This is a genomic window from Aulosira sp. FACHB-615 (assembly GCF_014698045.1).
Classification (GTDB): Bacteria; Cyanobacteriota; Cyanobacteriia; order Cyanobacteriales; family Nostocaceae; genus Nostoc_B.
Map to the genome: position 1 here is coordinate 396,398 of NZ_JACJSE010000001.1, position 11,248 is coordinate 407,645.

The 11,248-nt window shown below is 35.9% G+C and carries 6 protein-coding genes; 3 read left to right on the forward strand and 3 right to left on the reverse strand.

Annotation, left to right across the window (positions count from 1 at the left end):
* The first annotated feature begins 26 nt into the window (after positions 1 to 26).
* Positions 27 to 992, forward strand: coding sequence for a terpene synthase family protein (locus tag H6G77_RS01635; RefSeq protein ID WP_190668777.1), 966 nt, complete (start codon positions 27 to 29; stop codon positions 990 to 992).
* Between the two features lie 90 nt (positions 993 to 1,082).
* Positions 1,083 to 2,474, forward strand: coding sequence for a cytochrome P450 (locus tag H6G77_RS01640; protein ID WP_190668775.1), 1,392 nt, complete (start codon positions 1,083 to 1,085; stop codon positions 2,472 to 2,474).
* Between the two features lie 10 nt (positions 2,475 to 2,484).
* On the opposite strand, the gene H6G77_RS01645 is transcribed toward H6G77_RS01640, so the two are convergent.
* Both H6G77_RS01645 and H6G77_RS01650 read right to left on the reverse strand, forming a co-directional pair.
* Complete coding sequence (locus tag H6G77_RS01645; protein ID WP_190870650.1) at positions 2,485 to 8,148, reverse strand: ATP-binding sensor histidine kinase; 5,664 nt, start codon at positions 8,146 to 8,148, stop codon at positions 2,485 to 2,487.
* Positions 8,149 to 8,673: 525 nt separating this feature from the next.
* Positions 8,674 to 9,066: an MAPEG family protein gene (locus tag H6G77_RS01650; protein ID WP_190587976.1), complete on the reverse strand. Its 393-nt coding sequence runs from the start codon at positions 9,064 to 9,066 to the stop codon at positions 8,674 to 8,676.
* A gap of 191 nt (positions 9,067 to 9,257) precedes the next feature.
* Between H6G77_RS01650 and H6G77_RS01655 the strand changes: the two genes are divergently transcribed.
* Positions 9,258 to 9,659, forward strand: coding sequence for a nuclease A inhibitor family protein (locus H6G77_RS01655; protein WP_190587977.1), 402 nt, complete (start codon positions 9,258 to 9,260; stop codon positions 9,657 to 9,659).
* A gap of 368 nt (positions 9,660 to 10,027) precedes the next feature.
* Here the strand turns inward: H6G77_RS01655 and H6G77_RS01660 are convergent, their stop codons facing one another.
* Positions 10,028 to 10,873: a DNA/RNA non-specific endonuclease gene (locus H6G77_RS01660; protein ID WP_190587978.1), complete on the reverse strand. Its 846-nt coding sequence runs from the start codon at positions 10,871 to 10,873 to the stop codon at positions 10,028 to 10,030.
* Between the last annotated feature and the right edge of the window lie 375 nt (positions 10,874 to 11,248).

An 11,248-nucleotide genomic window follows, 5' to 3' on the forward strand; every position in this document is an offset into this window, starting at 1 on the left:
GAATTGATTACAATTGCAGAGGATTTATGGAAAAGTTGGTTTTCCCCGATTTATACTGCCCATTTCCTTCTCAAATCAATAAATATGCTGATCTGTTAGAAGAATCTGCTTTAAATTGGGTTACACAATATAATCTTCTAACTAACAACTTAATATATCAACGCTTTTTAAAAGCAAAATTTTATATGTTAGTTGCACTTACCTATCCTTACTGTCAAATAGAAGAACTCAAAGTCGCTAATGATTGGATGAGTTGGATATTTATTTGGGATGACCAATGTGATATGTCAACCTTAAAGCCCGAACTATTAAAGGCTTATCATACAAGATTTATTCAAATATTAAAAGGGGCAGAACTTACTAATGAAGATATACCTCTTAGTTATGCTTTAAGTGATATAAGAATAAGAATGCTAGGATTAGGTAGCCAACAAGTATTCAATCACTTCATTAATACCTTTGAAGATTATTTTTATGGTTGTGAAAAAGAAGCAAATATCAGTACGCTGAAAATAATACCTAGTATGGAAACTTATATGAATATACGTAGAGCAACAATAGGAGTAGAAACTTCTCTGGCATTAACTGAATTCTGCGATAAATTACAGATTACAGATTTTTTGAGGAATCACGAAATTTTAAACCAAATAAAACTGATGGCTACCAATATTATTTGCTGGTCTAATGATATATTCTCATATCCAAAAGAATTAGCAATTAACCATGTTCATAATTTAGTATTAATCCTTCAAAATCAACAAAAAATATCTTTGAATTTAGCAATTAATCTTGCTATAAAAATGCACAATCAAGAAGTTGAAAATCTAATTCAAATGGAGTCATGTATTCCATCTTATGGAGAAAAGATAGATAATGAAATTGCTAAATATTTATCAGGAATACATGCTTGGATTAGTGGACATTTAGCATGGTATTCCTATTCTGGAAGATATCAAACCCTTGAAAAAATAGATTTAGCTAAAGTTAGTTAGAAGTTATTTGAGGTGGAAAATATTTCCAATTAATCTAGAATTTATCAAAATTCAAAAGATATCAATAAAATGTTGTAATGGTATATTCGTATGCAACTACCAAATCAGTTGAAAACTGCTTCTTTGATACAAAAGCTACATTGGGTTGCTGATCCTGTAGGATATATGAAACAGGCAAACAAGCAATATCCAGATATCTTTACTGGCAGTATAGTTGGTTTTGGAGATACTGTCGTATTTGTCAGCCATCCTCAAGGAATCCAAGAGATTTTAAGCAACGATAGAAAACAGTTTACAGCACCTGGAAGCTTTAACAGAATAGGAGAACCCATCGTTGGTAGTTCTTGTATTGCTATGCTTGATGGTAGTCTTCACAAAAAACGCAGACAACTATTGATGCCTGCTTTTCATGGAGAACGAATGCGAGCTTATGGTCAAATAATATCTAATTTAACTGAACAAGTTTTTGCTCACTTACCTGTAGAACAACCTTTTTCAGCTTGTGTTGCGATGCAAGAGATTTCTCTACAAGTAACACTACAAACTATTTTTGGATTATATGAAGGTGAACGTTATCAAACAATCAAGCATCTCTTGGCATCGCTTCTAGATGTTTTTGGTTCACCACTTAATGCCAGCTTGCTAATGTTTCCTTTGTTGCAAAAAGACTTAGGCGCTTGGAGTACTTGGGGGAGATTTTTGAAGTTGCGGCAACAAATTGATGAGTTGCTTTATGCTGAAATTAACGAACGTTGCCAAAGATTCGATCCAAATCGAATAGATGTTCTCTCTTTGCTCATGTCAGCAAAAGATGAAGAAGGCAAAGCAATGACAAATCAGGAGTTGCGAGATGAATTAATACTGATGATGTTTGGTGCCAAAGAAACTTTAGCAATGTCGATGGCTTGGGTATTGTATTGGATTCACTACAAACCGGAAATTCTGAAAAAATTACTCGAAGAACTTGATAATCTTGGTGAATCACCAGATCCTATGAATATTTACAGACTGCCTTATCTGACAGCAGTCTGTAATGAAAGTTTACGAATTCATCCAGCTGTAATTTTGACTTTGCCCAGGGTAGTTCAAGAACCAGTAACAGTACTTGGATATCCATTAGATATTGGTACTGTTGTAGCTGGCTGTATTTATCTTACTCATCACCATAAAGATTTATATCCAGAACCTGATCAATTTAAACCAGAACGCTTTCTCGACAGACAATTTTCCATTTATGAATTTTTACCTTTTGGTGGTGGTTCACGCCGTTGTATTGGTGAAGCTTTGGCTTTATTTGAAATGAAGCTAGTAGTCGCAAAAGTTTTGTCCAATTATCAACTTGCTTTGGTAAGTCGAAAGCCAGAGAGAGTTCATCGGAGAAGTTTCGGTATTGGGCCTACTAATGGAATTCAGATGTTAATTCGTAGACCACGTAACTCTCATAGGTCGTTAGCGAGTGCAGCAACTACATCTGCATCATAAGTCAGTCACTTTACTGCTTAATTGGTATTTCAATCACAAACTCAGTTCCTTGGCCGGGGGTAGAATCGCAAATTAACTGACCCTTATGTTTATCTACAATCACCTGATAACTGATAGATAATCCCAACCCTGTACCACTACCAACAGGTTTTGTAGTAAAAAATGGGTCAAAGATTTTCTTCTTAACTGCTTCAGTCATCCCACAACCATTATCAGCAATGCGGACTTGCAAAGTATTTGAATCTTTTAGAGCAGTATAAATATGAATTTGGGGTTTCTTAATATTAGCTCTTGAATCATTTACAGCATCGATCGCATTACTCAAAATATTCATAAATACCTGATTCAGTTGACCAGCATAACAACTGATTTCAGGTATTTTTGCATATTCTTTAATAACTTCTATTTCCAAAGCATCACTTTTTGCTTTAAGTCTGTGCTGTAAAATCATCAAGGTGTTATCAATACCTTCATGAACATCAACAGTCTTCATTTCTGCCTCATCCAAGCGTGAGAAGTTACGCAAACCTAAAACTATATTGCGAATACGAGAACTACCCACTTCCATAGAATCCAGAATTTTTAGCAAATCTTCAGATAAGAACTCCACATCAATTTCTGCGACTTTTGCTGTTAATATATCAGAAGGATGAGAACATTCTTGCTGATAAATATTTACTAAATCTAGCAAATCTTTGACATATTCACTAGCATGAGCAATATTGCCATGAATAAAGTTAATTGGGTTATTAATTTCATGAGCAATTCCCGCTACCATTTGACCCAATGAAGACATTTTTTCGCTTTGAATTAATTGGGTTTGTGTGCGTTGTAGTTCTTGCAATGCTTCTTGCAGATGTTGATTTTTATTGTTTAGTTCTTGGGTTCTAGCTTCTACTTTTACTTCTAAGCTATGGTTATATTCCTCTAAGTTTTGATTTGCCTGGGCTAGATTATTGTAGAGTATGGCATTTTCTAAGGAAATAGCCGCTTGAGTAGTTAGCAGTTTTAAAACTTCAATGCGATCGCGGGTGAAGGCTCCGGTAGTTAGACTATTCTCCAGGTAAAGAATACCCAGCAATTTACCTTGATTTATAATCGGGATGCACAAGAGACTTTTAGGCTTCTGACTGATAATGTAGCGGTCTTCTGCTAAGAAATCAACAGTCTTTGCATCATCAACTACAAATACTTCTTTGATGCGGTTAACATATTTAATCAAAGTAATCGGAATATCATTACTAGACCCCGCATAAATTGATGGTAATTCTGTAGAAATAGCTGCAAAATTCTCACTAGAACTGAGAGCTACGACCCTTAATTCTGAGTTATGATTTCCACTTAAAATCAAAGCAGATTTAGATGCTCCGGCATTTTCCATCACAACTTGCATTAATTTAGACAGCAGTTGATCCATCTCAATTTCTCCAGAGAGTGTTTGAGAAGCCTTGATCACAGAAGCTAAATCTAGTGATTCCGAAATACTTGTTTTAGAACCAAAGAAGGTTGGATAATTACTTTGCGTTGATAGAGATTGATAAGTAGGAATCGTGATTCTGTCAGCTACTTGAAAACTCAATTTTTCTTGCTGAAGTATGGGCATAAGTAATTGAGGATAGCGTGTTGCCAAATCATCAACTTTTGCCTTTGCTCCCCAACGAACATAGCAATAATAAGCATCAGTGAGATAGGTTTGAGCGATTTTCTCTTTGCCCCATTCTAAATAGAATCTAGCTGCTAATTCATTAGCCAGAGCTTCTTCATTGATGTACTCGTTTTGTTTAGCAAGGGAAATAGCACGATCATAAGATTCGATCGCTTCGAGATATTTACCTGTAACGCGATGTTTTTCTGCCTCCACTAAATAAAATTTATGTAGGTAATTCATCGGGGTATGATGCGCCCAATTCTGCATTTTTTCCTGATTAGCTCTGATTCTATCCAGTAAAGAATTTTGTTCTATTGTGAGAATCTCATCATAAGTATCAAGTCGCACTAGCGAATCATAAAAATAGAAAAGAGGCATAACTAAATTGCCAATTCCACTATCTAAATAATGTTCTGCCAACTCCAAGTTTTCAATCGCTTGGGTAAAAGATCGAAAGAGATAGCAGAGATATGCTTTATTAAAGTGTAAATATAAAAGTCCTACCCTATCTTGAGCTTGCTGATGAATTATTAGCATTTCATCCTCATTGTAAGCTTCACCAATCAAACAAGTTGCTTTTTCTTGAATCTGTAACAAATTTAAAACTGTTTGGCGATAAATATTATGCCATTTCAGTATTGTTTCTTGTTTGATTTGAGATATGGCATCACTATATTTTGACATGTCAGATGCTAATTCATTCAATTCTTTGCCTGTGAAATACGAAGAATATGAATGGCAATAAATACAGTAGGCTGCGAATTCTAGATCCCCTGTTTGTAAGCCAACTGAATAACCTTCTAATAAAGGATTAATTATAATTTTAGTATGTTTTTTCCAATGGGCTATAGTGGCATAAAAGACTTGAATTACTTTGGATTTTAATTCTTCAGCACTAAACTTATCGATTAGGTTTACAGCTAGATTCCCAAACTCATAGCCAGAGTCAATATCTCTCATGATTCCACTCAGGATTAAGCCGTAAAGGACATAAGCATAAGCAGACAATTTAGCATTACCATATTTGAGAGATAACTCAACTTGTTTAATGACAATCATGATAAAAAGTTGAGGATATACTTGATATACCCAAGCAGATACCCCAGATAAAAGACGCATTATTACAAGTGATTCATCAGCTATCATCTCTGGTAATTCAATTAATTCTTCTATTGATTTACCATCAAGATTTGATTTTATTTCTGCTATTGCTAATTGAATGTCTGATGAATCAGGATTTTGTGGAAATTCGACACCTAATTGTCGTAAAACAGTGAGTGCAGTATTAACAGCTTCCAATGCTTTATTTTGTGCGCCGTAAGCTTGAATTTTGACTTCATAGACTTTTACTTGCTCTAGCAGAGTTTTAGCTTGTGCTAATACCACATTAATTAATTGCTCCATCTGCTCAAATTCACCAGCTAGGTATGCTGCTTCTGCTGCGGTTTCATACAAAGCTAACGAAAGTTCATATTGTGTTTGCCAGCTATCAGATGAGAGGAGTGAGATTCCTGTTGTTAAATACTTAATTGCTGCTGCATAAGCTGTTGAGCTTAAAGCTTTACGTCCAGCCAAAAAATTCATTTGAGCTAGTTCATTACGCTGTTCCTGCTCGGTAATTAGTTCTAACGCAATATTAAATTGATTGACAATCTGAAAAATTTTATCTTCGCGCTCTGCTACTGGGATGCTATTAAAAAGTAACAGGCCAATTTTTAAATGAGTTTCCTGCTTTTGACTTTCCGAAATTAAAGAATAAGCAGCTTGTTGCACCCTATCGTGAATAAATTTGTATTTCGGAACTGCAAAACTATTGTTGAAAAGTTCTGGAGAGTTTGTAATTTCGGGATTTTCTGCTGATTTAGAATAAGTTTGAAACAACTTATAAACATCAGTTTGAGGTAAAATAATACCTTCATGTAAGGCTATCCATAAATCTGAGGCTGTGTCTACTACAGATTTTTCATTGACGATCGCCAGAGTTTTTAAGTCAAATTCATGTCCAATACAAGCTGCCATCTTTAATATATTCTGTGTCAATGATGGCAATTTTTCAATTTGCTGTGCCATAAAATCGACAACATCATCAGTCAGCACTAATGCCTGTATTGCTGCCAAATCATACTGCCAATGACCTAAATCAAAGTTAAATTTAATTATGCTATCTTGGTGCAGTGACTTCAAAAACTGAGTAGTAAAAAATGGATTACCTTTGGTTTTAGCAAACACCATTTGACCCAGAGCCATAGACATTGCTTGAGGGCAATGTAAAGTATCACTAATTAAGGTATTTAAGTGAGTTTGATGGAGAGGAGCTAGGGTAATCTGATTAATCTTTGCTCCTGCTTGCTCAATTTGTTGCAACGTTAAGCAAAAGGGATGTGCTGGATAAACTTCGTTATCACGATATGCACCAATTAATAAAAAGTTTCCTTCTGTTGGGATAACTTTCTGGTCAGTATCATCTTCCCAAACTTCTTCCTCAAATACAGGGTTCCATAAATTATTTTTGAGTTCAGGCGTAACTACATTAGATTCTTTATTACTGGTTGGAGTTTGACTCATTAAAAGTTGGATAAACTTCAAAGAAGCTGAGTCTGCCCATTGTAAATCATCCAAGAAAATCACTAAAGGATGTTCTTTAATGCTGAATACTTGGACAAATCTTTGAAATAACAAATTAAATCGATTCTGAGCAGCAGTTCCAGAAAGTTCTGTAACGGCTGGCTGTTGACCAATAATTTGTTCTAGAGCCGGAATTACATCGATAATTACCTGGGCTTGTTCACCTAATACTGCCAGAATTTTGTCTTTCCATCGGCGAATTTGACTATCAGTTTCTACTAAGATTTGTCCTATCAAATCTTGAAAAGCTTGGACTAATGCTGATAAGGGAACATCTCGTTGGAATTGATCAAATTTACCTTTGATGAAATAACTATGCTGTCTAGCAATTGGTTTATGTACTTCATTGACTACGGCGGTTTTACCAATTCCAGAAAAACCAGCGACGAGAATCATTTCTGTAGTACCTTTAGCAACTCGCTCAAAGGCTGCAAGTAAGGTAGCAACTTCTTTCTCACGTCCATAGAGTTTTTCGGGGATGAGAAAACGGTCAGAAACATCTTTAGTTGCTAACTCAAAGGTGGCTATATTACCGCTTGTTTGCCATTGCTGATAGCAAAGTTCTAAGTCATACTTGAGTCCGTACGCACTTTGATAGCGGTCTTCAGCATTTTTAGCCATTAATTTGTTGATAATGGCTGATAAAATTGGCGGATGATTGGGATTAATTTGATGTAAGCTTGGTGGTTGTTTCGCAATATGGGCGTGAACCAACTCCATCGCTTCAGTGTTGTTGAAGGGTAACTGTCCGGTGAGAAGTTCAAAAAAGGTGACACCTAAAGAGTAAAAATCACTGCGGTAATCAATCCCACGGTTCATTCTACCTGTTTGTTCAGGAGAGATATAAGCTAGTGTTCCTTCTAGTACGTTGGGGTTTGTCAGGTATTGAACTTCTCTTGGTAGGAGGGTAGCAATACTGAAGTCAATAACTTTGATTTCTAAAGTCTGGGGATGAATCAGTATATTTGCGGGTTTAATGTCTTTATGAATGATGCGATGACGATGTAAACCTTCTAAAATAGATGCGATCGCAATAGCAATAGGAAAAAATTCTTGTAGGGTAATCCCAAACTCTTGTGTAGCCTTATTATATCTGCCCCAATCTTTGAGCGATAGGCCGCCAAAGTCCTCCATGATTAAGGCATAGCGATTGCGATAGTTCTCTAAACAAAGATGCTTGATTATTCCTGGTAAATTCAGATCCTTCGTGATTGTATATTGATTCCGAAATTGAGCAATTTCACTGAAGGTAGGATATTCATTTCGGATCAGTTTAATTACTACTGGTTGTTTGTTTTGTTCTTGAATTCCTCGATAAACTAGGGTCTTGCTACCACCATAGATTTGTTCTAAAATTCGATAACCAGCCAAAGAGAACACTTTATCAGATAATGCTAACATCGCAATTATAGTCGAAGTATTTTAACTGCGCTTAGTATTCCCTTAAATTTGCCTTGTTTAACATCAACATATTTTTTTAGCAATTATACTGCGTTTCTCTTCTTTCCAACATTTTAGGTTTCATCTAACGATATTATGAGAATATTTATCAAGTACGAAGCTGTGTAAAGCTCTGTGAGAAACACCTTAATCTAAGGAGACTTTATTTAATCTCTTATCTGATTTTCCGGGAAGGTGGGAACTAAAACTATTTTATAAATTCAGCGCAAGTATCAGACAGGCTATCATATCAGTTTGAACCAGTATTCATATTTGATTATTACAAAAATTCAGTATCTTTAAGGTGAGCATTCACTAATATATTGTAGGTTGATCGAGATTTTTACTGAAAATGCCCACCCTACTTATCCAGGACTTACGCAAAAATTCCCGAAAAGCTTAATTTATCAAACCGCCAAGCCGCCAAGAACGCCAAGAAATCGTAGAGTCTGCGTAAGTCCTAATTATCTCAAGCTCTACAGTAGTTTATGGCTTCACCAAAGCGAGAATGATACCAATTAACGAACCTAAAAGCAGCACCATTCCACTCATAGTAGTAATGGCAAAACCAATCATTCGTTTTTCTGCGGCCTGATAGTATCCCCAAGCGTAGACAATACGGCCTATGAGCCAAATAGCACCAATTACTGCCCCCCATAATGGGTTGATGTAAACAGAAAACAACCATAAGCCAGGGAGAAATAAAATAGTTTGTTCTAGAGTATTTTGCTGAACTCTTAGTACTCTTTCAAAATTGGGGTCGCCTGTCATTTGGGGAGGCATAACTTTATATTTTGCCCTAGCTCGACCGACATTAATTGTGATAACTGAGTACAGCAGTAATGTTAAAGCAGTGATCAGACTAGTCCAAGGTGACATATTCAAATCCTCATCGCTCATCAAAGTATAATTCTTACCTATGCTTTAGGAACAGCCGCCGGGAAACTCAATATGTTGATATAAAAATTGAGCGATCGCACCAGTTCTTAGAATAGTGTTAAAATTTGAGAAAAATTTTATAGATATGTTTTAATTTCTAAGGTTTAATTTATTTTTACTTGCCCAAGTATATGACTAATCATGTTATGCAGAAGCTCCAGCAAAATTCTCATAGTTTGCTGATGATGAGTGAATCAGAATCTCCCTTTGAAGTGTTTTTTTGGTCTGGAGAAGGTCAAGAGAGTTTAACTAATCAAAAACTTCTTCAGCTAACAAATCATCCCGCAGAAACGCCCATAGAAATAGTAGAACTAGATTATTTTTTTCGTAACTTAGCTGAAGAAAAAGAATGGCACGATGAAATTCAAAGACAAGATGTACAGAAATTTAAATCCTTAGTTCAAACACTCAAGGAAAATCTCTCAGATATCAAAGTTTATCGTTTAGGGAGGATAGATATTGATGTCTATATTTTTGGTAAAACTCCTGCTGGTGATTTAGCAGGAATTTCGACAAAAGTTATTGAAACCTAATCTAGTACAACAAGGCAAAAGTAAAAAGGCAAAAGGAAAAAGAAAGAATAACGATACCACAAGCCTTTTAGCAATTCCAGATAGTCTGTTTATTTACGCCGACCTGTACTAGGTATAACTCGTAGGGTTGAACAAACTTCGCTAATGGTAAAAACCAAAATCATTATGTAGAGACGTTAGATGTAACGTCTCTACTCCACTAATATACTTCCGTTTTTTTGCGTAAGTCCTATAACTATAGGACTCATAGTTGATTTGGGAAAAAAATCAGTACACCCAGCGCAGGCTTCTTTCCTACTCCCTACTCCCCATTCCCTACTCCCTGCTTACACAACTAGATTCAGGAATCAAACCCTATTCCTATATTTTTATAAATTATCTACTCTAGCCTCAATCGTACTTTGAATAGAGGTAGAAACTTGAGAAAGGAAATCGTACCCAGTTCTTGATTCCAAAGTATCAACACTCACTCTATAGTTTCTCCAATTTGCGTTTCTGACACCTTGTACATTGGGTATATCAACAGCAATTACCCTAGTAGCATTAGTTACGCCACTAACTCCTAAACCTGGTCTGTCTAAAACTACAATAACTTTCCAAGTTCTGGCGGGAACCGTGACGCGACCATTATCAATAGTAGTGCGACTACCGTTTGATCCTGATCCACCAGTGCCGTAACCGCCAGAAATAATGTAAAGTTCTTTACCTTGAGCCACTAAACTTCTAGAATAATCTTCCAAATTTGCCCAGACACCCTGATTATTATCAGGAGCTTGAGGAATGATATTTGTCATTAAGAAGGTAGCAGAATTATTGGCAATTGTATTAGTTCTATCAGCAGAAGGAGCCATGTGTCCTCTGTCAAAGCCGCTACCTGTGTAACTAGTAGTAGTAACTCGATAACACCCAGAAGGTAAGGTAGTATCTGCACGGAAATCATCTTGGCGTGGCGCACTTCCTAACCATGATGAGTTTAATTGCCAACTTACCCAATTAGGGATTCCTTTGGCACAATTATGTGAGGTTGCATACTGAGGTTTAACTAATAAACGATTGGAAGTACTAGTAGTAGCACCACTAGGATTTCCCATTGTTAAATGAACACTGACTGAGCTTTGAGCAGTAAGTGGCTTTTGGGAGCTATTAAAGATAGCGAAAAACACTGCTGGTAAAGCAACAGGTAGAATCAGTTTAGCAAATTTAGACTTTTTCATTTGTGGTTATTTTTTTAGGCAGAACAAAATGATTTCTGTAGTCAATACAGAAATAAAAGAAGAGTTAGCGACTGAAATATAAATCCGGTTTAATAAGGAGAGATGAAAAAACCGTAAACCGGACATTAATATTTGGTAATGATTAGTGCTAAATATAAGTACAATTTCTGAGCAGTAATTTCCGCAGGAGTAGGTTGTAAAAAGAATAAATCATACCAAGTTGCAATCAAAGATAGTAATTTGGGCTGGGAGTAGGGAGTAGGAATACTATTTCTGAACGCAACTTATACCAATTTGAAAGAAGAATGCGACAGATAGAAATCAGGAAAGTCTTACTGGAGCTAGATTTCTTAATTGCGTTAGCGAGGAACGAGC

Bases quoted from the DNA above. Each gene is read 5' to 3' on its own strand.
- H6G77_RS01660 (WP_190587978.1), bottom strand. From the start codon at position 10,873: ATGAAAAAGTCTAAATTTGCTAAACTGATTCTACCTGTTGCTTTACCA.
- H6G77_RS01645 (WP_190870650.1), bottom strand. From the start codon at position 8,148: ATGTTAGCATTATCTGATAAAGTGTTCTCTTTGGCTGGTTATCGAATT.
- H6G77_RS01635 (WP_190668777.1), top strand. From the start codon at position 27: ATGGAAAAGTTGGTTTTCCCCGATTTATACTGCCCATTTCCTTCTCAA.
- H6G77_RS01655 (WP_190587977.1), top strand. From the start codon at position 9,258: ATGACTAATCATGTTATGCAGAAGCTCCAGCAAAATTCTCATAGTTTG.
- H6G77_RS01640 (WP_190668775.1), top strand. From the start codon at position 1,083: ATGCAACTACCAAATCAGTTGAAAACTGCTTCTTTGATACAAAAGCTA.
- H6G77_RS01650 (WP_190587976.1), bottom strand. From the start codon at position 9,066: ATGTCACCTTGGACTAGTCTGATCACTGCTTTAACATTACTGCTGTAC.